Annotated in this window: 18 protein-coding genes; 12 read left to right on the forward strand and 6 right to left on the reverse strand. The window is 50.6% G+C overall.

What is annotated here, in order from left to right; all coding sequences use genetic code 11:
• Position 1 precedes the first annotated feature (1 nt).
• Positions 2-1144 (forward strand): exo-alpha-sialidase, encoded by a 1143-nt coding sequence (locus LLH06_RS03750; RefSeq protein ID WP_228171926.1) that lies wholly within the window; start codon positions 2-4, stop codon positions 1142-1144.
• Between the two features lie 22 nt (positions 1145-1166).
• On the forward strand, positions 1167-3470 hold the full coding sequence (locus tag LLH06_RS03755; RefSeq protein WP_228171927.1) for a GH92 family glycosyl hydrolase: 2304 nt from the start codon (positions 1167-1169) through the stop codon (positions 3468-3470).
• 67 nt (positions 3471-3537) lie between these two features.
• Here the strand turns inward: LLH06_RS03755 and LLH06_RS03760 are convergent, their stop codons facing one another.
• Entirely contained in the window at positions 3538-4734 is a 1197-nt protein-coding gene (locus tag LLH06_RS03760) for a GTP-binding protein (protein ID WP_228171928.1), read from the reverse strand.
• Between the two features lie 169 nt (positions 4735-4903).
• Between LLH06_RS03760 and LLH06_RS03765 the strand changes: the two genes are divergently transcribed.
• Positions 4904-5320, forward strand: a complete 417-nt coding sequence (locus tag LLH06_RS03765; protein WP_228171929.1) for a Fur family transcriptional regulator — start codon at positions 4904-4906, stop codon at positions 5318-5320.
• Here the strand turns inward: LLH06_RS03765 and LLH06_RS03770 are convergent, their stop codons facing one another.
• Positions 5321-5956, reverse strand: coding sequence for an MgtC/SapB family protein (locus tag LLH06_RS03770; protein WP_228171930.1), 636 nt, complete (start codon positions 5954-5956; stop codon positions 5321-5323).
• Between the two features lie 186 nt (positions 5957-6142).
• Here LLH06_RS03770 and LLH06_RS03775 point away from each other — a divergent pair, with 186 nt between their 5' ends.
• The 7 genes from LLH06_RS03775 to LLH06_RS03805 all read left to right on the forward strand — a co-directional run bounded on the left by LLH06_RS03775 (position 6143) and on the right by LLH06_RS03805 (position 16224).
• The gene (locus LLH06_RS03775; RefSeq protein WP_228171931.1) at positions 6143-7399 is read left to right on the forward strand and encodes an MFS transporter; all 1257 of its coding nucleotides are present in this window, start codon (positions 6143-6145) and stop codon (positions 7397-7399) included.
• Complete coding sequence (locus LLH06_RS03780; RefSeq protein WP_228171932.1) at positions 7392-8639, forward strand: arsenic transporter; 1248 nt, start codon at positions 7392-7394, stop codon at positions 8637-8639. The genes LLH06_RS03775 and LLH06_RS03780 overlap by 8 nt, the downstream gene beginning before the upstream one ends.
• A 29-nt stretch (positions 8640-8668) precedes the next feature.
• Positions 8669-9487, forward strand: a complete 819-nt coding sequence (locus tag LLH06_RS03785) for a helix-turn-helix domain-containing protein (RefSeq protein WP_228171933.1) — start codon at positions 8669-8671, stop codon at positions 9485-9487.
• A gap of 47 nt (positions 9488-9534) precedes the next feature.
• Complete coding sequence (locus LLH06_RS03790; protein WP_228171934.1) at positions 9535-10653, forward strand: FAD-dependent oxidoreductase; 1119 nt, start codon at positions 9535-9537, stop codon at positions 10651-10653.
• Between the two features lie 108 nt (positions 10654-10761).
• Positions 10762-11484 (forward strand): ImuA family protein, encoded by a 723-nt coding sequence (locus LLH06_RS03795; RefSeq protein WP_228171935.1) that lies wholly within the window; start codon positions 10762-10764, stop codon positions 11482-11484.
• A 3-nt stretch (positions 11485-11487) separates the two neighbouring features.
• Positions 11488-12984: a Y-family DNA polymerase gene (locus LLH06_RS03800; RefSeq protein ID WP_228171936.1), complete on the forward strand. Its 1497-nt coding sequence runs from the start codon at positions 11488-11490 to the stop codon at positions 12982-12984.
• 12 nt (positions 12985-12996) lie between these two features.
• Entirely contained in the window at positions 12997-16224 is a 3228-nt protein-coding gene (locus LLH06_RS03805; protein ID WP_228171937.1) for an error-prone DNA polymerase, read from the forward strand.
• A gap of 125 nt (positions 16225-16349) precedes the next feature.
• On the opposite strand, the gene LLH06_RS03810 is transcribed toward LLH06_RS03805, so the two are convergent.
• From LLH06_RS03810 to LLH06_RS03825, 4 genes are all read right to left on the reverse strand, one after another.
• A complete protein-coding gene (locus LLH06_RS03810) occupies positions 16350-17510 on the reverse strand; it encodes an SDR family oxidoreductase (RefSeq protein ID WP_228171938.1) in 1161 nt (386 codons plus the stop codon).
• A 377-nt stretch (positions 17511-17887) separates the two neighbouring features.
• Complete coding sequence (locus LLH06_RS03815) at positions 17888-19252, reverse strand: sensor histidine kinase (RefSeq protein WP_228171939.1); 1365 nt, start codon at positions 19250-19252, stop codon at positions 17888-17890.
• The gene (locus LLH06_RS03820; RefSeq protein ID WP_228171940.1) at positions 19249-19935 is read right to left on the reverse strand and encodes a response regulator transcription factor; all 687 of its coding nucleotides are present in this window, start codon (positions 19933-19935) and stop codon (positions 19249-19251) included. Before LLH06_RS03820 ends, LLH06_RS03815 begins: the two co-directional genes overlap by 4 nt.
• 33 nt (positions 19936-19968) lie before the next feature.
• The gene (locus LLH06_RS03825) at positions 19969-22383 is read right to left on the reverse strand and encodes an outer membrane beta-barrel protein (RefSeq protein ID WP_228171941.1); all 2415 of its coding nucleotides are present in this window, start codon (positions 22381-22383) and stop codon (positions 19969-19971) included.
• Between the two features lie 216 nt (positions 22384-22599).
• On the opposite strand from LLH06_RS03825, the gene LLH06_RS03830 reads away from it, so the two are divergent.
• Both LLH06_RS03830 and LLH06_RS03835 read left to right on the forward strand, forming a co-directional pair.
• On the forward strand, positions 22600-24207 hold the full coding sequence (locus LLH06_RS03830) for a family 43 glycosylhydrolase (protein WP_228171942.1): 1608 nt from the start codon (positions 22600-22602) through the stop codon (positions 24205-24207).
• A gap of 58 nt (positions 24208-24265) precedes the next feature.
• Entirely contained in the window at positions 24266-24955 is a 690-nt protein-coding gene (locus tag LLH06_RS03835; RefSeq protein ID WP_228171943.1) for a GNAT family N-acetyltransferase, read from the forward strand.
• Positions 24956-24959 lie beyond the last annotated feature (4 nt).

Genomic DNA, 24959 nt, shown 5'->3' on the forward strand with positions numbered 1-24959 from the left:
TATGCGTATCATCACCTATATATTTATACTTGCTATACTTGCCGTCAAGGTGCAGGCACAGGTGGCACCGGTCACCAACACTTACACCACCGATCAGGGCCTGCCGCGTTTAAATATCGAGCGTAGCATGGTGTTCGTTCCACAAGAAACCTGGCTGTATTCGCACCACCCGTCCATCATTAGCTTTAAAGGCAAGCTGATCGCGTTATGGTCTAACGGCTTGAAGGATGAGGATTCGCCGGGCCAACGGGTAGTGTATGCCGTATCAAAAGATATGAAGCAATGGTCGAAGCCTATGGAACTGGCCTCGCCGTCAAAGTACAATGACACGCTGAACGTGTTGACCGCTGCCGGTATGTACGAGTACAAAGGCACTTTGGTAGCGTATTATGGGGAGTATACCCTGCATCGTACCCAAACCAAGCTTTGGGCAAAGACCACTACCGATGGTGAGCACTGGAGTAAACCGAAAGACCTTAACCTGCCGGTGATCCCCAATCATGGTCCGCAAAAATTAAAAAGTGGGCGTCTGCTGATCTGCGGCAACTTCTCTTATCCGTATTCTGATGATCCCACTGGCTTATCTGGCTGGAAGATGAACAGCTTTTATGATCCGTCGCTGTACACACAGGATAATCCTTCCACCTTTTATGCCCCCGCACAAAAGAATGGCTTCCCGCCGTTGTGTGAGGGCTCGTACTTCCAAACGCCTGACAGCGTTATACACTTATTGATGCGAGTAACGGGCAAAGGTTGGAAAGGAAAGCTTTGGCTGACCCAAAGCAACGATAATGCGCAAACGTGGACCAAGCCCATAGAGACGCAGTTCAGTGATAACGACAGCAAGTTCCATTTTGGGCAACTGCCCGACGGTCGCTTTTATTATGTAGGCATACCAGATACGTTACATCATTATGACCGCAACCCGCTGATCCTGACCATATCGAAAGATGGAAAGGTGTTCGATAAAAGCTATGTGATAGCCAACGAGCTTTACCATTTGCGCACTGAGGGTTTGTGGAAAGGCGGCCAGTATGGCTATCCGCATACCATCATTCATCAGGGATATATGTATGTGATCATTTCTCGCCAAAAGGAGGCCGTGGAAGTGATCCGTTTTAAATTGAACCAATTAGAGCGCTGATGTGCTCGTCATCTATAAAACTATGAAAGAACTGAACATTTCATTCGGCAAGCTCTTGTCAACGGCAACAGTACTATTAGGGATGTTGGCTCCGCAGGCCGGTCATGCGCAGCAGCAAAAGGCAGCAAGCCTGACCAAATATGTCGACCCATTCATCGGTACCGGTTTTCACGGGCACGTGTTCCTGGGCGCTAATGTACCTTTTGGAGCCGTACAGCTTGGACCAAGCAACATCTCGCAGGGGTGGGACTGGTGCTCGGGTTACCACATTTCTGATTCTACCATCGTAGGCTTTCAGCATACCCACTTGAGCGGTACAGGTATAGGCGATCTGGGCGATGTCTCCCTGATGCCTACTACAGGCGTGATCAAGACCATGAAGGGCTCGATCAAGAACATGGAAAGTGGTTATGTATCCAAATTTAGCCATAAGGAAGAGACCGCCCGCCCCGGCTATTATGCCGTAAAGCTGAAACGATACGATGTAGGCGTACGCCTCACTACCACTAAACGGGTAGGGTTTCATGAATACACCTTCCCTAAAACTAATGACGCTCACGTGATCATTGACCTGCAGGAGGGGTTGTGCTGGGACTCGCCGGTGAACACTTACCTGCATCAAGTGAATGATTCCACTATCGCAGGTTACCGTTTCTCCAAAGGTTGGGCACCTGATCAACGAATCTATTTCACGGCCATCTTCTCTAAACCGATCAAGACCTTTGCCGTATATGATACCACCGCTTTAAAGCCCGGTACTTCGTTACAAGGCAGGAAAGTGAAAGGTGTGGCCAGTTTCTTGACCACTGCGGGTGAAAAGGTATTGGTGAAGGTAGGCATATCGCCAGTGAGCGAGGGCAATGCCTTGGGCAACATCAAGGCTGAACTGCCCGGCTGGGGTTTTGACCGTACGGTAGCCGCTGCCGATGCAGCCTGGAACCAGGAGTTGCAAAAGGTAATGGTACGAACGCCTGACGAAAAAAAGAAGAAGATCTTTTACACGGCAATGTATCATACCATGATCGCACCATCGATCTTTAATGATCATAATGGTGATTACTGGGGAACTGATAAGCAAGTACACAACAAAGCAGGTTTTACCAACCTGACCACCTTTTCCTTATGGGATACTTATCGTGCAGCGCACCCTATGTATACTTTGCTGCAGCCCGAAAAGGTGAGTGATATGGTGAACTCCATGCTGGCCATTTACAAGCAACAGGGTAGCTTGCCTATGTGGCATTTGATGGGCAACGAGACCTATTGCATGGTTGGCTATAGCGCCGTGCCGGTGCTGGCCGATGCTATATTGAAAGGCTTTAAAGGCTTTGACGTTAGTGTAGCTTACGAAGCTATGAAAGCAACGGCCATGAGAGATAGCTTGGGCATCAAATTCGTGAAGCAACTGGGCTACATCCCGGCAGATAGTTTGGCGCAGTCGGTATCATTAGGGATGGAGTACGCCATTGATGACTGGTGCCTGGCGCAGGTGGCCAAAAAGCTGGGCAAGCAGCAAGACTTTGAATATTTCAGCAAGAGAGGGCAAAACTATCGCAACTATTACGATGCCAAGGCTGGCTTCATGCGTGGCCGCTTATCGGCCGACAAATGGCGTACGCCTTACAGCCCGTTCATCTCCATACATGAGCGCGGCGACTTTACTGAAGGCAACGGCTGGCAATATACCTGGCTGGTACCTCAGGATGTGGAAAGGCTGATGAGCATGTTAGGTGGCGAACAGCGCTTCACTCAAAAACTGGACTCATTGTTCATAGCCGAGGGAGATATGGGCAAAGAAAGATCACCCGATATTTCAGGTCTGATCGGTCAATACGCCCATGGTAACGAACCCAGTCATCATGTGACCTACCTGTACGCTTACGCTGGCCAGTCCTGGAAGACAGCTGAGAAGGTACGCTATATCATGAACCACTTTTACACCGACAAGACCGACGGTATTATCGGTAACGAAGATGTCGGGCAAATGTCGTCATGGTATGTGTTATCGTCGTTAGGCTTTTACCCGGTCAACCCGGCCAACGGCAATTACGTGTTCGGTAGTCCGCTGTTCAATGAGGCCACCATACGTTTACCCGGAGGGAAAAGCATGCGTTTAACGGCCCACAATAACAACGACCAAAACATCTACATTCAGCGAGTTACCCTCAACGGAAAGAACTATACCCGCTCCTATATCACCTACGCCGATCTGATGAAGGGTGGTGAACTAATATTTGAGATGGGCAATAAACCCAACAAGGCCTGGGGCAGATCCATGCAGGACAGACCAAAATCGGTGACGTTAACCACCGCTTCCGTAAAATAAAAAAGGTCCCGGCTTGATGAAGCCGGGACCTTTTTCGTATGAACAAGCAATTCATTAAAACGATCGATCACAGTATTCTGTCGAACGGGTCTGTAAAGGTCTCTTCGTTGCGATACTGTTCCATCTCGTCGTTGCTGATCAGGCATTTATTCAGTTGGGCGATCAACTGTTCCTTTTCCAGGTCCTGCCCAATGAATACCAGCTCGTTCATGCGGTCGCCAAATTGCATCGACCATCTCGATTCGATCAGCTGCTGATTGTCTACAAAGTCGGCATATTGTAAACGTTCCTGGTATGACATGGAAGCCCACCATGTACCGGCCACATCGATCCTGAGCGACCCACCCGCCTGCGAAAAATTGATGGCCTGATGCCTGCGCGAGGCCAGCCAGAACAGGCCTTTTGCCCTGATGATATTGTTGGGGTACTCGTCGTTGAAAAATGTCCATAACCGCTGCGGATGAAAGGGCTTGGCAGACCGGAACACGATCGAGCCGATACCATATTCTTCCGTTTCAGGTGTGTGGTTCCCTTCCAGTTCCTTGATCCAGCCCGCAGCCTGCGAGGCCTTATCAAAGTCGAACAGGCCGGTGTTCAAGATCTTGTTAAGCGGCACCTTGCTGAACTCGCTCTCAACCAACTCGGCCTCTGGGTTCAATTTCTTGATGAAGGCTTTGAGCAGACCAAGGTCATTAGGTAGTATCAGGTCAGTTTTGTTGAGGATGATCACGTTAGCAAATTCGATCTGGTCGGTGAGCAGGTTCACGAGGGTGCGTTGGTCAGTATTGTCGGTCAGGTCGCGGTCAACAAGTTTATCGGTGCTGATATAATCATTGAAAAAGTTGAAGCAGTCGATCACGGTCACCATGGTGTCCAGAGTGCTATAGCGGCTAAGGTCAATGTCTTGCGCATCGCTGGCGTAGGTGAACGTTTGCGCCACAGGTATGGGTTCAGATATCCCGGTACTCTCGATCAGCAGGTAATCGAACCGGTCCTCCCGCGCAAGTTTTTCCACCTCGATCATCAGGTCCTCGCGCAGCGTGCAGCAAATGCAGCCGTTACTCATCTCTACCAGCTTCTCTTCGGTGCGCGACAGGGTCTGCCCGCCGGCCACCAGCCGGGCATCTATGTTCACCTCGCTCATGTCGTTCACGATCACGGCTACACGCATATTCTCTTTATTATGCAGGATGTGGTTCAACAAAGTGGTCTTTCCGGCTCCTAAAAAGCCACTCAATACGGTAACAGGCAGTTTCTTTAACATAACATGGAATGAGGCACAAATATAGACAACGCTTTTTTAAATGCAATAATGTTGCATTTAAAAAAGCGTTGTCAGGAGAGACTTGGTCAACGCCGAGCAACTTTACATTGTAGTGGGGCTCAACAAATAAAGTATCATTAGATTTGTAGCTCTAAAAAAAGAAGGTCACATGACAACAGATCCCTTGGCCATACTGCGCGAACATCAATTAAAAGCTACCGGCGGGCGCTTGAGCGTACTCAATATTATTGCCGAGCGTGGCGCGGCCATATCGCAACCGGTGCTGGAAAAAATGATGGGTAGCGAAGTGGATCGAGTAACACTTTACCGCATACTGCGCGTATTTGAAGAGAAGGGTATCCTGCACAAGATCATCGACCTGAATGGCACGGCCAATTACGCCATGTGTTCATCCAGCTGTAACGAGCATGAGCACCATGACGAGCATTTTCACTTCAACTGTACCCAATGCCAAAAGGTATATTGCCTGAACGACCTGCATGTACCTGCGGTGAAAATGCCACCTGGCTTTAAGGCCGAAAAGGTAGACCTTTCCATCACCGGTATATGCAAGCACTGTAGCTGATCAGCTTTCTATAAAATCAAGTTCTTCTTTGCTGTAAACGTCTTTAAAGAACGAGGCCATTGCCGGTGCCTTGCCGCTCAGTTGCCAGGTTAGGTGTAATTTTTGACCGTCCTTTACCTGCTTGGTAAGCCGGTACCTGATACCTGCTTCGGCCATCGCCCTTTCGCATATCTCGGCTCCGTTCACGCGGCGGTCAAAACGTACATATAATGTTTTGGGTTGATTAAGGCTATCGATGCGGCGTTGCATCATCGGCAACACCCCTAAAATGAATAAGATCAAAAAGCTGGCGCAACCGGCGGCAAAATAATAGCCGCCACCAATGCCCATACCCACGGCTGCTACGGTCCATATAGTAGCAGCGGTAGTGATGCCGTTCACCCGGTCGTTACCCCTGAAGATCACCCCGGCGCCTAAAAAGCCAATACCGGTCACCACATTAGAGGCGATACGGTCGGGGTTGCCCGGGCCACCGATGGCATTAGACATTAATGTAAAGAAACAAGCCCCGAACGAGATCATGATCGTGGTACGGAAACCGGCCGCCTTGCCACGATATTCGCGTTCGGCCCCCACCAGCCCGCCCCAAAGTAATGATAACAGGAAGCGGATCAATATCTCGATATCAAAGTTCATGGTGCTAAAGTTAATATGTTTTATGAGCATGATGAGATTCATACGTCAAAGTATGGTCTGATAATACCACAGGAATGTGTGGAGCGCGTTCTCTTAACACTAATGGTTGTATTATTTTTTATGAAATACTTATCATTCTGATATTCCCGTTCAACCTTTTCAATACTGCCGGGTTGTAATATCCAAATGTCAGATATAGCCGTTCCTCACTCATCCTCAGGGAAGAGCAATAGTTTCAGATCCTCGTTGGAGGCATTGAATTTTTTCATGGCAGATATGCAGGCCGGTATAGGTCCCTTTTTGGGGATCTTTTTGCTGGCTCACCAATGGAAGAGTGGCCCCATTGGTACGGTAATGACCTTGGGGGGTGTTGCCGGCGTACTCGTCACCATACCAGCGGGTGCACTGATCGATCGCACGCGGCATAAAAAGCTTTTTGTGATCATACCCGGCATTTGCACCGTGCTGGCATCGGCGGTCATTTTGCTTTCGCAGGAGTTTTGGGTGGTAGCTTTATCGCAGGTGGCCACGGCCATTGCCGGTGCGGCCATCGTTCCGGCAGTGATGGCCATTACGCTTGGGCTGGTTTGCCAAAAAGGATTTAACCGGCAGAATGGCCGTAACCAGGCCTGGAACCACGCCGGTAACATGGTAGGGGCCGGGCTTTCCGGATTTTTAGGGATGAAGTACGGCATGACGGCCATCTTTTACCTTTCAGCAGTGTTCGGGTTGATCTCCATCTTCTTAGTAAGCACCATCCCCGCCTCGGCCATTGACGACCGCGCCGCCCGCGGCATGAAGGAGGGCGATGAGGAGGCTGGGGCAAGTAATTTCAAGGCATTGTTCGAGTGTAAACCCTTGTTACTACTCGCGGCCGCGCTTGCAGCATTCCATTTGGGGAACGGTGCAATGCTACCTTTATATGGCTTAGGTGCGGCCAGCCAGAGTAACGGTGGTAATGCATCCATGTTCGTGGCCATGACCATTGTTATCGCACAACTGGTCATGATCGGCGCATCGGTAGTGGCCATGCGCGCGGCCGATAAAAGTGGCTATTGGCTCATCATGCTCCTATCGTTCATTGCCCTGCCGGTGCGCGGTATAGCGGCGGTACTTCTGAATTATCATACCGGCATTTACCCCGTTCAGGCGCTTGATGGCATTGGCGCCGGGTTGCAAAGCGTGGCAGTACCGGCACTGGTGGCTCACATATTGAACGGTACCGGTCGCATCAACGTTGGTCAAGGCGCGGTAATGACCGTTCAGGGTGTTGGTGCAGCCTTGAGCCCAGCTATAGGTGGCTGGCTTGCGCAAGGCATGGGCTTTAAACCGGCGTTCCTGGTGCTGGGCAGCTTTGCGGTAGTTTCAATATTGATATGGATATTTTATAGCCGTACTTTGCGTGCGGTTTGTGACCCAAGCCAGGAGCCAAAGCATGAATAACTATATCATTTGGACGGTATCCCTGCTATCCATCGCAGGGGTGATCATCAGGCCTTTCAAATTACCTGAAGCGGTTTGGGCCGTTGGTGGAGCCCTGATCCTGATGATCACCGGTATGGTGACCACCGGACAGGCCATACAAGGTGTTGCCAAAGGCACCGATGTTTACTTGTTCCTGGCCGGCATGATGCTCCTGTCAGAGGCGGCGCGTGAGGAAAAACTTTTTGATTGGATAGCTGGTCACGCGGTAAGATCATCGCAAGGGTCGGCCACCCGGCTTTTTGGTTTGGTATATCTTTCGGGTATCGTGGTCACCGCCTTGCTTTCTAACGATGCCACTGCAGTAGTGCTAACGCCCGCAGTGATCGCGGCCACACGTGCGGCTGGGGTCAAGAATAATTTGCCTTACCTGCTTATATGTGCGTTCATTGCCAACGCGGCGTCGTTCCTGTTGCCTATATCCAACCCGGCAAACCTGGTCATTTACCAGGATCACTTACCATCGCTCGGTCAGTGGCTTGCCCAGTTCTTGATCCCGTCGGTTATCGTGATCGCGCTAACCTACCTCGTGCTTAAATTCACCCAGCGTAACGCTTTAAAAGAAAGCTTTGAACCTGAGGTAGAACAGCAGCCATTAAGCAGCACCGGTAAACTGGCCTTGTATAGTATCATTTTTACGGTAGTGGTAATGCTGGTATGTTCGGCTTACGATATCGCCTTGGGCTGGCCCACTTTTATCACCGGTCTGTTATGCACTCTGCTGATTGGTTTCATGGCCAAGCGGTCGGTGATCGGCGCGTTCAAGCAGGTATCATGGGCAGTGTTAATACTTGTCGCCGGACTATTTGTGATCGTTGAAGCACTTGGCCAAACCGGCATCACCCAGGCTATTGCTGCCAGGCTGTCGGCAGCGGCACATGATCATGCGCATACTACCGCTTTGGTGGCAGGCAGTGGTTTGGCCGTGATCTGTAACCTGGTGAACAACCTCCCGGCAGGACTGATCTCAGGCGAGATAGCACAAGCCGCCACCATACCTGACCTGGTACGCAAGGCCATACTTATAGCGATCGATCTAGGGCCAAATCTTTCTGTAACGGGGTCGTTAGCTACCATTTTATGGCTTTATGTATTAAGGCGCGAGGGTATCACCGTGAGCTCTTCCTACTTTTTAAAGATCGGCGTAGCGGTCATGCTTATCCCGCTGATCGCAGTATTGCTCATTTTACCATATTTGTAGGTAGCCACACCAGGCGTTTAAATGGCCTCATGAAGCATCAAGAATTTCCGCCCCCTGAACCACTGCTTGACACAGTAAGATGTTTTTGGCATAACGATCAGGATCACGGCCCAGAGTTAAGCAGCTTTGAGGTGATACCCGACGGTTACACCGAGATCATCTTCCATTTTGGCAATGGATGCAGCGTAATGAGTGATGGCGTGCTGATACCGCTGCCCTCACCATTTATGATCGGGTTACTTGACCGGCCGGTCAAATTCTATGCACAAGGCCGTTCGCAGATCTTAGGCATCAGGTGTTTCCCGTGGACGGTGTTCGATCTGCTGAGTATCCCTTCGGGACAAAATAGCATCAACGTGCTGCATCATCCGATCGCATCGCTGCATTCCTCGCTGGCGGAGTTGGTACACGTCGGGCACATCAACGAGGCGATCGAAATACTTACCCATCATTTACTGGAGATGCGGTCATCAGTGCCACACAACAGCCTCTTGTTCAAAGCAGGGGCAGCCATGCTTAAAGCCAACGGCAAAATGCCCGTAAGCGATGTGGCCGAGGCTTCGCACACTACAATTCGTACGCTTGAGCGCAACTTCAAACATTCATCAGGCCATACCGTGAAAGATGTATCCGCATTGATGCGCTTTGAGCAGGTGCGTAACCGCTTGTGGCTGGATCATGAGGTCAACCTTGCAGCACTTGCTCATGAAGCCGGGTACACCGATCAGGCACATTTAAGCCGCGAGTTCAAACGTTACGCAGGCACCACTCCCGCGGCATTTGCCCGCAAGGCCCGCCAGGAAAAGCTCGACAAAGCTCATTTTGTCGCATTCGTACAATCCTCCTAAAGTCTGCTTCTACAACTTTGTATGGTCATCATTATATAGATCATACCATGTTATTAAAGCATAAAAAAGTAGCCATTATAGGCGCAGGTCCGGTAGGCCTAACTATGGCCAGGTTACTGCAACAAGGCAATGTTGATGTTCAGGTTTACGAGCGCGACGAGCATCCAGAGGCCCGCATTTGGGGCGGAACGCTTGATCTGCATAAAGGCTCAGGGCAACTGGTGATGCAAAAGGCCGGTCTCTTGCAACGATACTATGAACTGGCCATACCCATGGGCGTTATTGGTACTGATGAAAAAGGAAATATGTTATTCATCAAAGAGATAACTTCCGATAACCGGTACGACGGTCCCGAGATCAACAGGAACCATCTGCGTAAAATGATATTGGATAGTTTAAGTCCGGGTACGGTGATATGGGATGCCCAGTGCACCGACCTGGAACCGCGTGATGGACAATGGCTATTGCGGTTCGCTAACGGGGCCGACGCTACTGCCGATGTGGTGATCGGTGCTAATGGGGGCATGTCGAAAGTAAGGCGATACGTGACCGATACCCAGGTAGAAACCACAGGCACTCTGATCATACAGGGCGATGTGCCTGAGCCCGAGGTCAGGTGCCCAGGCCTTTATGAGTTATGCAATGGCAAAAGGCTTATGGTGGCCCATCAAGGTAAATTACTGGTGGTAAACCCGCATAATGACCAGCTGTTAAGCTTTGGCGTGATCATGAAAGAGCCTGAAGCTGATCGGCCACTATTAAGCGATACCAACAGCATAGCCAGCTTTTTACATGATCTTTTGAAGGATTGGGACCAACGCTTTCATCAACTGATCAGTGCCACCAGTTCTTTCGTATGCCTGCCCACCCGAAAATTGCCATTGGGCGAACCCTGGAAAAGGGAGCGACCGCTTCCTATCACGCTTATTGGTGATGCCGCACACTTGATGCCACCCTTTGCCGGTCAGGGAGTGAACACGGGTTTGATGGATGCCATGATCCTGGCCGATAACCTTACCAGTGATCGTTTTAATAGCATAAAGGCGGCTATCGATAGTTACGAACAACGAATGTTCGTTTATGCCTCGGCAGCGCAACGCGCCTCAAGTGCTAACGAGATCGAGATGCGAGACCCCGACTTTTCGTTCCAACGGTTCATTTTATAAAATGATCTTTCCACATTTCTGACTAAAGAATGTGCAGATCTTTCTAAAAGTTTATTTTAAAATACTAAAAATATTAGCATAGTTTTGTGGTGTCAAGTGCTGGTCATAATGAACGCTGAAAAACAACAACTGATCGATACACTGCAAAAAAAGATATTGCAATGGGAAGGCTACAGGCCCCCGGCAGTGGGTACGCGGTCAGTTGTAGGTTTAGGCCCGGTAGAGGAGGCATTTCCTAATGGCGTGTTCCCGGTAGGGGCAGTGCATGAGTTATTATGCGGCTCCACCGAGCAGGCCGCTGCCGGTAGTGGTTTGGTCACGGGCATACTATCATCACTGTTACAGCATGGCGGCATCTGCGTTTGGATAGGGCGTAAACGGAGGCTTTTCGCACCTGCGTTAAGCTTGTTCGGGGTAGAGCCGCATAAGGTGATCTTCATCAGCCTTGCTCATGATAAGGATGCCCTTTGGGTAATGGAAGAGGCTTTGAAATGCAGCGGACTAACGGCTGTGGTATGCGAGGTAAGTGATCTTGATTTCAAACTGTCGCGTCGCCTGCAACTGGCGGTCGAACAAAGTCGCGTCACCGGTTTTGTGATGCGTAACGCTGCTGATAAGCCCGGCTCGACGGCTTGTGTGGCACGCTGGCGTGTTACCCCTTTACCCAGCGTTGCACCTGATGGATTGCCCGGTCTGGGTTTTTTGCGCTGGCAGGTAGAACTGCTGAAAGTGCGGAACGGCAGAACGGGAAGTTGGATCTTGGAATGGGGCGACGGGCATTTTGAAACGGTGCAACAAATTTGGCAGGCCGAAGAAAGGAAGGTGGGGTGAGCTATGCAGCAGCGTTATATGGCCATTTGGTTCAGGCACTTGCTTACCGATGCGCTGGTGCTACGCCGGCAGGCCTTGAAAGAAGTTCCGTTCGTGTTGGCGATGCCGGTGAGCAACCGGATCGTGATCACTGCCGCTAATGAACTTGCTGAGCAGCAGGGCGCCTTTACCGGTATGGCGGTAGCCGATGCCCGTGCTGCTATCCCTCAATTAGAAGTAGTAAATGACCATGCCGGCCGTGCCGCCAAATTGCTGCGCCTGCTGGGGCTTTGGTGTATCCGTTATACGCCCCTGGTGGCTGTGGATATGCCCGATGGACTGCTGTTAGATATATCGGGCTGTGCCCATTTGTGGGGTGGCGAGCGGGAATACCTGAAAAAGATCGTGATCAAGTTGCGCGATTCAGGATTTGATGCCCGTGCCGCCATTGCCGATACGCCGGGTGCTGCCTGGGCGGTATCACGTTATGCTACCTCCAAACCCATCGTGCCGCCGGGTGCACAAAGGCAAGTGTTGGCCACCCTGATCCCTGCCGCTTTACGTTTGGAGCCTACCGTGGTGGATAAGCTGCATAAACTGGGTTTTCGTCATATTGGCGACCTGATGCAGATACAGCCCTCGGTACTACGGCGCAGGTTCGGGCCGCATTTATTGTTGCGTTTGGATCAGGCTTTGGGTAAGGTACAGGAGGTACTGCTGCCCCTTACACCACCGGTACCTTATGTAGAACGACTGCCTTGTTTAGAACCCATTCGCACCGCTCCGGGTATCGAGGTGGCTATCGAGGAACTGCTATCTAAGTTATGTACCCGTTTGCAGGCCGAAGGTAAGGGCGTGCGCAAGGCCGTGTTGAAATGTTACCGCGTAGATGGGCGATTGGTGCAGGCGGGAATCACCACTACCCGTGGGTCGCACAGTGTATCACATTTGTTAAAGTTGTTTAAACTGCAGATCGCCCGCATCGAGCCCGCGCTGGGTATCGAATTGTTCTTGCTCGAAGCGCTCAGGGTAGAGGACATGGACACCGTGCAGGAACAGCTTTGGGCGGTAAGCAAAGGATTGGGCGATAACTCCCTGGCCGAATTGCTTGATCGGGTGGCGGGCAAGGTTGGTCCGGAAGCCATACAACGTTATCTGCCGGCTGAGCACTACTGGCCCGAGCGGTCGGTCAGGCCGGCATCGTCCCTTACCGAGGAACCCACCACATCCTGGCCCGAACAACTACGCCCGATCCGGTTGCTGGCCAAGCCCGAACTCATCGAAGTGATGGCGCTGGTGCCTGATGATCCTCCCAAACTATTCATCTACAAACAAAAGCGCCATGTGATACACAAGGCAGATGGCCCCGAACGCATAGGCCGCGAATGGTGGTACGACAGTGGCGAACACCGTGATTACTATGCGGTAGAGGATTCGGAAGGTCAGCGTTACTGGGTGTTCCGTTCGGGGCATTATGATGGGGCCGATGCGCAATGGTATCTGCACGGATACTTTGCCTAACATGATAGCGTTATGGAGCATGCAGAATTACAGGTGACCTCAAATTTTAGCTTCCTGCGCGGAGGCTCGCATCCGCATGAATTGGTAGAAGAAGCCGTTGCGTTAGGCTATACCGCCTTTGCCCTGACCGATCGCAATACTTTATCCGGCGTGGTGCGTGCTCACATGGCCGCAAAGGAGGCCAATAAGGAGCAGCATCATATCCGTTTCATTCCTGCCTGCCGTCTTGACCTGATGGATGGCACCAGCTTACTGGCTTATCCAACTGACCGTGATGCTTATAGCAGGCTTTCGGCGTTGCTCACCAAGGGCAACCTGCGTACCGAAAAAGGAAAATGTGAACTGTACAAAGCGGACGTTTATGACCACAGCCAGGGGATGATCTTCATCGCTGTCCCTCCCGAAAAGCTGAACCCGAGGTATGAGTTCGATCAGGCATTCATCAGTGATGTGGCCGAGTATCAGCAACGCTTAGGTGGTTCACTCTATCTTGCTGCTTCATTTTACTACCAGGGACAGGATGCCAAACGCTTGCACCGGCTGGCGCAAATGGGTGTGCCTTTAGTAGCCTTGGGCGATGTGCATTACCACTGTGCAGCCAGGCGTGAGTTGCAGGATATACTCACCTGCATACGCGAGCATTGTACTATCAGCACTGCCGGTTACAAACTACACCAAAATGCCGAACGCCATTTAAAGGACAAGGAAGAGATATCGAGGTTGTTCAGTCGTTATCCGCAAGCGTTAGATAATGCGATGCATATCGCTAATGCCTGTAAGTTCTCGCTTGATGAACTGCAATACATCGAACCGGCCGAGCGGATCGTTGACGGGCTCACGCCTCAGCAACGATTGGAGAAACTGACCTGGGAGGGGGCCAAATTCTTTTGGGGAGATGACCTGCCCGAAAAGCATCGTGAACAGATCAAATTCGAATTGGAGTTCATCGAAAAACGCAAACTGGCTCCTTATTTTTTACGGGTGCATCGGTACACTCAAAAAGCTCAAGACCTGGGTATCCTATATCAGGGGCGTGGTTCGGCGGCCAACTCGATCGTTTGTTATTGTTTGAAGATCACGGCGGTAAATCCTGATAAGTCGAGGTTGCTGTTCTCGCGCTTTATGTCAGATGCACGGGACGAATGGCCGGATATTGATGTTGACTTTGAGCACGAACGCCGCGAGGAGATCATCCAGTTCATATATGAGGATTATGGCCGTGACCGGGCCGGTATAGTGGCCACCGTTACCCAAGAAAGGCATAAAGGCGCCATCAGGGATGTGGGCAAGGCCATGGGCCTGTCTGAAGATACGATCAAGCGTATAGGTGGTACCATATGGAGTTTCAGGGAAGAAGGTTTGGATGAGGCCCGCCTGCGAGGGCAGGGTCTCGACCCGCTTGATCCCATCGTTCATAAAGTGCTGCAGCTCACTAACGAGCTGATCGGTTTCCCAAGGCAGTTGGGGCAGCACACGGGTGGCTTTGTGATCACCGATGGTCAGCTAAGCGACCTTTGCCCCATCATGAATGCCCGCATGGACAACCGTACCCAGGTAGAGTGGAACAAGGATGACATTGAGGACCTGAAGATCCTGAAGGTGGATGTGCTGGGGTTGGGTATGCTTACCATGATCCGCAAAGCGTTCGACCTGATCAGGCAGCAGTATGGTACCGACTATACGCTGGCCAGCGTACCGCAAGATCAGCCTGATGTGTATGACATGATCTGCAAGGCCGATACGGTCGGTGTTTTCCAGATCGAGAGCCGGGCACAAATGTCCATGCTGCCCAGGTTAAGGCCAAGAGAGTTCTATGACCTGGTGATCGAGGTGGCCATCGTACGCCCGGGACCTATTCAGGGCGATATGGTGCATCCTTACTTACGGAGGCGTAATGGCGAGGAAGCACCAGAATATCCTAAACCGGAATTAGAGGAGGTCTTAAAGAGAACCAAAGGTGTTCCACTCTTTCAGGAACAAGCTATGGAGATAGCCATGGTGGCCGGGGGCTTTACCCCGGGTGAGGCCGATCAGCTGCGCCGTAGCATGGCATCGTTCAAGGCCAATGGTAAGCTCCATTTGTATGAAAAAAAGATGGTGGATGGCATGTTGGCCAACGGCTATACGGAAGATTTTGCCCGTCGCATTTTTAAACAACTTCAGGGCTTTGAGGGGTACGGGTTCCCTGAAAGTCATGCGGCCTCGTTCGCCCTGCTGGTCTATATATCGGCTTACATCAAATGCCGCTATCCTGATGTGTTTTGTGCGGCATTGCTCAACAGCCAGCCTATGGGCTTTTACCAGCCGGCACAGATCGTGCGCGATGCCCGCGACCATCATGTACAGGTGCTACCTGTGGATGTCAACTATTCTGAATGGGACAATACCCTGGAAGACAAAGGTGGCAAGTGGCGTGCCGTACGTATGGGTTTCAGGCAGATCAAAGGCTTAAGGGAGGATGATATGCAACTGCTGGTGGCCATGCGGGGTAACGGTTACGGGCACATCGATCAGTTGCGGGCGGTAGGGGTGCCCGAGGCCGCGCTCGAAAAGCTGGCCGATGGCGATGCCTTCCGGTCTTTAGGAGCCGATCGGCGCATGGCTTTATGGGAGGTTTCGGCGTTGGCCGACCGGCCGATCGGTTTGTTCGATGGCCAGCTTTCGGAAACCGTTTTGGAACAAGAGATAGACCTGCCGGCCATGAGTCGTGGCGAGCATGTGGTGCAGGATTATATCTCTACCGGCCTCTCGCTTAAAGATCACCCGGTTGGATTGCTCCGCAGTAAGCTCACCCAAATGGGCAACAGCAAAGCCCGTGATCTTGCGACCATGAAGGACGGGCAGCGGGTGAGCGTGTCAGGCTTGATCACTGTAAGGCAGCGGCCTGGTACGGCCAAAGGCGTGCTTTTTATGACCCTGGAGGATGAGACCGGATCGGCCAACCTTGTCGTTTGGGAAAAGCTGTTCAATAAGTACCGGAAAGAGATCGTGCAATCAAGATTGTTGATGGTGACGGGCCGCCTGCAGGTCGCTAATGGAGTGATACACCTGGTGGTGCAGCGCTGTTACAACCTCACCGCCTTGCTGCGCAGCCTCACCGAGACAGGGCTTTCGCCCTTGCCGCATTCGCCGGCCCGTGCCGATGAGACCTATCAGCCTTATAACTACGATGGGCGGTCAACACCTAAGCCCACCGTCACCACCGAAGGGGCATTTCATAAAGGGCGTAATTTCCATTAAGCGACCAGGCCTAAAATAAAAAAGCCGCACGATCGCCGTGCAGCCTTTCCTCACTGATAAATAAAAAACAACCACTCTGAAATGGAAACATCAGAAGTGGTTATTTTTTGCAGCGCTCCTGAATATCACGGATCGATAGCGCCTTCTAACAGATTTATCCTTTCAATGTAATGCAAGCAGTTGTGAATATAAACGTGACCTGGTTTTGACGGCTCGATGTTGAGGTCCTGCATAATGCGGGAGTTATCAAAACGTTGACCTAGCTCGGCAAATTCCAGGTAAGGGTCAAGTCCGGCGAACAGGATGCGGAGGTTGCTGAGGTCCTCAAACTCATACTGTAAATGCTCCAGGTAAGCGTAATGCTCATACAACTCATGGCCTACCGGTAATTTGCCCTTTGCCCATAATTTAAGCGGGTTGAGCATCTCTTTCCCAATAAAACGGTGCGGCAGCATGTCATTAAAATGCCCATCAAATACTTTGGCTATTTGCAAAGCCGAGGTGCAATTGTCATTACCGGCCGATATGTGGTAAACATTGTAGTTACGTTTCACAAAAAGCAGCTGGGTCATCACGTTGGCCACAAAATCAACCGGTACCATATCCAGCGATGAATATTGCTCGGCGGGTACCAGGCGCAGTTTGTTCATGGTGGCCAATGCCCACAGGATAACCGGCGAACGTGGTTCCACCTTGCGGCTATCACCCATAATGATCGACGGGCGTACCACCAGGATCTTGTCTTCAGGCAGGTGTTGTTTCAACAACAACTCGCCCTGCATTTTAGTGTAGGTGTATTTTACCAGATGATTGGCCTTCAAGTTAGGCGTCTCATCCTCGGTCACCAAGCGGTGCTTCACATCACGGCCGCAAATGGTGGCCGTACCTACGTACATGAACGTTTCCAGGCTTTGCAGGCGTTTGGCCCATAATAAGATCTTGGTCAAACCGCCAATGTTGGCTTTTTCGACCAGGTCATCCTTCACTTTGGCAAATGAGGTGTTGGCCGCCGAGTGGATCACCGTGGTGATGTTGCTGAGTTGTGGGTCGCAAATAAGTTTGGCTGTAAGTTCTTCGTCAAAAAGATCGCCCAGTACGGGTATCACTTTTTGCTGATCGAACTCATCATTGTGCAGGCCGAAGATCTTGCTCAGCCTGGCCGTAGCGCTCTCGATAGACACGGCGCGGATGAGGCAGTAGATCTTACTGATCTCGCTGCGTTTGGACAGGTTGATCAGTACCTCACCGCCCACCAATCCAGTAGCTCCCGTTAATAATACTTCCATTATATAGTTCTTTAATTTATTGAGGCAATTTGAACAGCGCTGATCGTATCGTATAATGTAGCTGATGCGATCATTGCTAATGATACCTTTTCTCCGTAAAGAACAACGACCTTGAACATGGCCACTGCGACCAGGCTGATGCCGGATAAATGAATACTAAATGGAGGGGGCAGCTTGGTGAAGCCGACGGCCTTTTTTAAGTGACGGGCCGAACGTTTTGTTTAGTTGTTGGGCTCGCTTTAACTTATTCAGTCTTCGTGTTTGGGATCAATAGTTCGTTGTATGCCGCTCGCCGTATCACTGCGTTGGCGGCATACACAAATATTGCGAGGCACGATTAGTACACGATTAAGATGGGATTAGAATAAGCTTAGAAATTATAACACAAATGTTACGATCACCTGATTGGTGTTAGAGTCGATGATGTTGAAAAGGATGTTGGCTTGGTGATAATCAAGCACGCGTTTGACGATGCTTAGGCCAATGCCTGTACCCGAACGGCTATTGGTGTTCGTGCCCCGGTAAAAAGTATTGAAAAGCTGAGCCGTATCGGCAAGCTGCGGCACCGGGCCGGTATTGGTGATGATCACATCAATGGTGTGTTCCTTTTGCTTGATGCAGCATTCCACCACCTTATTGTCTGAATACAAGTAAGCGTTCTTGATCAAGTTCAACATCACGATCTTTAGCAATACCTCATCGGCGCTGATCTCAATGTCGGTCTCCTTAGTGGTCGTATTCTCGATCTCAAATTTTAGCTTCAGGTCGGGGTACAGCACCGACAGTTCGGCCGAAGCTCCGAACACCACTTCATCTAATCTCAAGGGTTTAAAGTCGACCATCGTGCGGCGGTTGTTCACCTCAGCAAATGAGATAAGCGAGGTGATGATCTCGGATAGCTTAAAGGCATCGTCGGCCACGCTGCTCAGGTATGCACGGGTGGCGTCATCCAGGTCGGCGGTCTGCATCATGTTCTCGGTTTGCAGGGCTATGCGGGCAACAGGGGTACGCAACTCATGTGAGGCATTGGCCGTGAACTCGCGCTGACGGGCGTAGGCCTGATCGATACGGTCCATCATCTGGTTAAAAGATCTGGCCAATGCATTGATCTCGTCCTCACGTTTGGCCTTGGGTAGCCTGATGGTCAGTTCATTATCAGCTATTTCTTGTATCTGCTTCCGGAATATATCCAGTGGTTCGAGACTTTTTTTACTTAACCAAAAGGATAACAGCCACACCAACAAAGTTCCTGTTATGAAAGCGCCGAGTAACAGATATTTCAGGTACACCAATTTACGATTGCCATAAGTATCGGTGGCCGAAATGAGCACGTAATTATCTTTCTTTTGCGAGGTGTAGAAAACGCCCAGCACCTCAAATTCCTTATACGTTTTGAATACCCTACCCTCTTTCTTCACCTGATCCAGTTCGGCGTTGGTCCAGCGCACGTCGGCGTTGTCGGCACTGCGGTAAATAAGCTTTTTGTTGGTATCGAACACCTGCACTTTCTCGCTGTACAAACGGGTGATGCTATTCTCATCCACCATCTTTTGCGTGGCAGGAGTGACCTCCTTTACATCCAGCAAAATGCGGGCAGTGGTTTCGGCCTTCTCGGCCAGCCGATCCACAAATTCTTCCTGCCTGAAATCGGCAAATAGCCAGTAAACCACCAGCATCACCACGGCCAGTACTACCGAGAACAGGCAACTGAAGATCAAAGAGAACCGCTGCTTCAAATTCATGCCAATGATCTTAAATAGTACCCGAAACCGGCGCGGGTGTGGATCAGCGGACGCGCAAAGCCTTTGTCGATCTTATTGCGCAAATAGTTGATGTATACCTCAATGGTGTTAGTACCCGTTTCAAAATTGATATCCCACACCTTGGAGGCAATGGTCTGTTTGGACACGGTTCGTCCATCGGCAGCGGCCAGCAGCTCGAGTAGCTTATATTCTTTAGGGGTAAGCACTATCTCTTTACCATTACGGGTCACCTTTAACTCTGCCGAATCGATCACCAGGTCATCGATCTTGTACACGTGCTTCTCCTCGATCTTGGTATTGCTGCTTCGGCGTAGCAAGGCGTTCACACGGGCCAGCAACTCTTCCAGGTGGAAGGGTTTCACCAGGTAATCGTCGGCACCAAATTCCAATGCGTTAACCTTGTCCTCAACGGCACTGTAAGCGGTAAGCATTAAAATAGGGATAGAACGGTTCTGCTGGCGGACCTTTTTGCATACCTCAAGCCCGTTGAGGCCGGGCACGTTCACATCTAATATGTACATGTCATAAGCGGTAAGCTCGGTCTGCTTAAAAAAGATATGACCATCGTACACCTGATCACATTCAAAGCCACGGTTGGTGAAGAACTGGCGAAGCTCGCTGGCCATCTTGTGGTCGTCCTCAAGTATCAGTATCTTATGCATAACATATAGGTGACGAAAGCATGATGCTTCCCGTTAATTGGTCTTTACACGTTTGGCCTCTTCATCCGCACCGGTGGTATGAGCCTCTGTGGTCTTTAGCTGTTTACTGCCAAAGTTATAAGTAAATGCAATGATCACGTTACGGGTATCATTATATTGTTTCAGCCGCAGATCAATGTCCTGGTAGCGGATGGTCCCACGGGTCTTATCATCAAATAAAAGGTCCGACACGCTGAGGCTGATCTTGCCCCGGTCATGCAATATCTTTTTCGCTATGCCCATGTCAACACTGCTGTTGCGGCCAGCCCTGATGAACTCGTATTGACTCGGTGTGGCATAGTAGGCCGCGATCTGCCCGGTCCAGGTCTTGCTCATCTTCAGGTCAGTTTGGGTGAAGAACACGTGCCCCCACTTTTGCGCATCAAATATACCGCCCTGGTAAAAGGCAGCATAACGCTGAAGTGAGGTGATCACGCCGCCATAACCGTCCATCAGTTTACCGATCTTGATCGGGAAATTAAGCTGTGCGGTAAAGTTCTGTGCTTCGGCCAGGTTATCGGCCACGCTGAAGCTCACCAGCCTCGGTACGCCATTCGGGTCAATAATGGTCTTTTGTTGCGGGGCGTAATCAACGATGATGTTGCTGGTACGATCGTACGATAAAGCCAATATGGGCAACCCGGTGTATGTTAAACTTACTTTGGCTGAGTGTGTGGTTTGCGGCGTAAGTAACGGGTTGCCCTTGGTATAGGTAAGCGGGTCAAGGTATACCTCAAATGGGTTTTGCTGCTGATAGCTGGGGCGGCCTATGCGCTTGTTATACTGACCGGTTATGGCCAGCACACTGTCCAGATGGCGGGTGATCATCAGGCTTGGGAACAGTTGAACATAATTGCGGTCGAGCACGGTCTTTTTATACGAGGTGCCGGTAGCCACCGTTTGTTCGGCACGAAGGCCGGCCTGCATATCCCATTTTCTCAACGTGGTGTAGAAGTTGCCATAGGCCGCGTTGATATTCTCGCGGTAGACGAAACGGTCAGACCGGTCAACGCCTTTTACCCCGTTCTGCTCGAACTGCAGGTCATTGTCGATCTTGGCCACGCTCACCTTTATTCCGCTTTCTAATTTGCTGTTCTTGCCGATCGGGTATACATGATCGGCCTTAAGCGTCTTAAAGTTGATCGGTGTGTTGATGCGCTGGTAGTTGTGAATGATGTTACCGGCAGAGGGGAACACCGTGATCTGGCTAACGTTTCTGATCAGGTAATGTGCCGCATCAGCATCCACTGAAAGGGTTTCGCCCGGTTTGGCAAAACTGTGTCGCCAATTCAGGTTCAGCGACAGATTTCGATTCACGTTACTTTGGTCATTAGTGCTGGTGAACGCATCGATGAGGCCGCCGTTCAGGATGCTGGTCTGGATAGAATGGTTGCGGTAATCGCCGATGCCGTCACGGTCAAAGCCATTGATCACAAAGCCAATAGTGTTCAGGCTGTCTATCTTAAGGTCGGCCCCACCTTGATAACTATGCATACCATATTGCGATGGGTTGTAGTTGCGCTGATCATATCGGCTTTGGTCATGTAGCCGCTCGATAAGATCGACCTCGAATTGCGTACGATACAAGTAGCTATAGTTGCCGAACACGTTGAGGTCGCCATCCTGGTGGTTAAAGCTCACTGAGGGGTTATAGCGTTGATATACTTTGTTTCCTTCACCCACTTCGGTAAGCCGGTAAGGGTCGGCACCGGTGGCAAAGCCTGCGGTAATGTTGGTGCCTGCGGTCTGTTTATGTTTAAGTACCACATTGATGATAGCATCGCCCTCGGCATCGAACTTAGCTGACGGATTGCTGATCACCTCTATACGTTCGATACTGTTGGCCGGAGTGGCCCTTAAAAAAGCGTTCATGTCCTGATAAGGGGATAACCGACCGTTCACCATGATCACCAGTTTGTTCTTACCGGTCATGGTCACCCGGTCGTTCAACACCCTGATGCCCGGTACATGCCTCAATATCTCAGAGGCGGTAGCTCCTGCGGCCAATACACTGTTCTGCACGTTCACCACCAGTTTATCGACCCGCTGCTCGAGGAATGGCTTACGACCTGTGACCACCACATCGCTCAACTGCTTCATATCCGCAATAAGTTTCAGGTCGGGTAGCGTTAGGTCCTTTCCCTCAAAGTTGAACGGAGCTGATGCCAAAGGTTTGAAGCCGATGCCTGTGGTCGCGATCTTGTATTCACCTGGATTGATCTTAGAGAATCGGTAAGCGCCATCGGCATCGGTCAGCGTAGAGCGCACGGCTGAATCGGCAGTGGTCAGCAGCACCACATTAGCGAAGCCCAGCGGCTGGCCCTTATCGTCCATTACATGTCCGGTAATGTTCTGCGCGTTAACCAAGCCGCACCAGCAGCTTGTCATCAGCAATAATAACCACTTCATCGATCACTCTTTACCAATAGCCTGTTCTTAATTTGGGGAAGAACAGACATCAAAATTAGTGAATGTCAAAATACTGTTACACAGGCTAACCAAATTCTAAGGCGATCATAATGTGGCGAGGTGAGGGCTTCACTAAAGGGCTCATACAGACTGTGCAGGACGGTGCAACTATAAAATAAATGCACTTTAGCTATCCTCATTTATAGTACTTAATACATGCCCTCTAATATGTTGCTTTCGCTTAAAGGATTCCTGTTGATGTTATGTGCTTGCTGTTCACTGTTCAGCCAAGCATTGGGCCAGGCCAATAACATCAAGAACGATGTGTTTTGGGACACTAGCGGCGGGCAGCCGATCTATAGCCAGGGCGGTGGCATATTTACCTTTACCGACCCCAAAACCGGTAAAGACCGCTACTATTGGTACGGCGTGCATTACAAAGAGGCAGATCTTTACCGCAAGGCGCCTTCGGTCACCTACCCGAACGCTACTTTCCATTCGGTCACCTGCTACAGCTCTACCGACCTGGTCAACTGGAAATTTGAAGCAGATGTGCTGAAACCGGAGGACGTTTTTGATGATGGGAGAAAGACCTGGGTCGGCCGTTTGGGTGTAGCCTATATCAAGGAGCTAAAGAAGTATGCCATGTTCGTGCAATATGGTGCACAAGTGCTGGTGGCCACTGCTGATCGACCCACAGGGACCTTTGCCAAACATCAGCAGATCAATATGCAGCCTATTATCGGCACCACCAATACCGGTGATCAAACCGTGTTCACTGATCCTGATACCGGGCGCTCGTACCTGATCTATTCCTATGGCAGGGGCCGCAACAGGATATACGTATCGAAGATAGGCGTGAAGGATGGCAAGATCGGCCTGCTGGACTGTACGGAGGTATTTAAAGGAGAGAGCCGCGAAGGGAATTGCATGTTCAAGTACAAGGGCAAGTATTATATGTGCGCTTCCAATATCTACGGATGGGATTCATCATATGCCTATTACCTGGTGGCCGACAATATCAGAGGACCATACACACCCACCAATGATATGCAGGTGATGAAAGGTTGTGCAGATGACTTTGCCCACGTAACGCAGACCGGCTTTTTCGTGACCGTACGCGGAACGCAGCAGGAGACCGTGGTTTATTGTGGTGACCGTTGGGCCGACTTTGCGGGCAATGGACTTGGCTACAACCAGTGGTTCCCGTTAACGTTCGATGGTAGCACACCCTATTTCAACTCCATCAGTTCCTGGAATTTGAATACCTTGACCGGAAAGTGGACCGTAGGCGCCGATAACAACTATGTGAAAAACGGAAGTTTTGAGGCCGACCGTAATCACATCCCCAGCAAGGTGAAACCTATACAGGAGCAACTGACCGGGTGGCGTACTGAAGTGATCAAAGGCAATAAGATCATGGTGGGTAACGATGAATCTCCTGTATTGAACTATTTTAATACGGAGGACGACCGCAAGAAAGTGATCGGCGAAAAAAGCCTGAACATTAGCGACAACGTGGACTTCAAACGCCAAGTATCTCAACTGATCACTTCGTCGCCGTATGTGCCGTTGAAGGATGGCTTATATACCCTTACTGCAAGCGTACAGAATAGCAAAGGATTTGGCCAATTGGAGATGTACGCTCAAAGTAAAGGCAAATGGTCAACGCAAAACCTTAATAAGGAGCATCCGGACTGGCAGACCATCACGATCAAAAACATCGCTGTCAGAAACGGAGAGGTGGAGGTGGGCTTTGTGGCAGAAGGAGCGGCCAACGCGTTCTGCCATATCGATGATGTCACGTTGGTACCACAAAAGTGATCAGCTTTCCTTGCAGATGAATGATGCACCCACGGCTTAAATTTTTTAGGTTTGCCGCGTGGAACATGTTTTAGATAACCCTACCTGGAATGCACTCACCACCGGCAATGCGCAATTGGCCAATGGCACCGGTGCGGTCAGGTATTTTTTACCTGAGGTATCGCCCTTTACAGGAGTTGAAGAGAATACTGTTGAGAACCTGTTGCAACTGCATGATCAGCTTCCGTTCAGTAGTCCCATTGGCTTTGTGACCGAGACCGAGATCGACCTGCCCGCTTCCTGGACCTTATTGAACAAGCTCGAATGTTTTCAGATGGTATACAGCAAGGAAGAATTGCCTGAAGAGCCTGTTGTGCCCATCGTTCCGCTAACTGAAAAGGACATACCGCAAATGCTGGCATTGACCAAACTTACCGTACCCGGCCCCTTTGCCGAACGTACCATAGATTTTGGACACTACACGGGCATATTTGCCGGCGACCAACTGGTAGCGATGGCCGGCCAGCGCATGAGCCCCCAGCCTTACGCCGAGATCAGCGCTGTATGCACCCACCCTGACCATTTAGCAAAAGGTTATGCCAAGCAATTGTTGAACTACCAGATCACCCGCATCAAACTGGCAGGTGAGATACCGTTCTTGCACGTACGTAATGATAACGAGCGCGCGATCAGGGTGTATGAAAGTATTGGTTTTGTGAAGCGCCGGGTGTTGCACTTCCATATTCTGGTAAAGACAAAGGCCGCTTGATGAG

Source organism: Mucilaginibacter daejeonensis (assembly GCF_020783335.1).
Lineage (GTDB): Bacteria > Bacteroidota > Bacteroidia > Sphingobacteriales > Sphingobacteriaceae > Mucilaginibacter > Mucilaginibacter daejeonensis.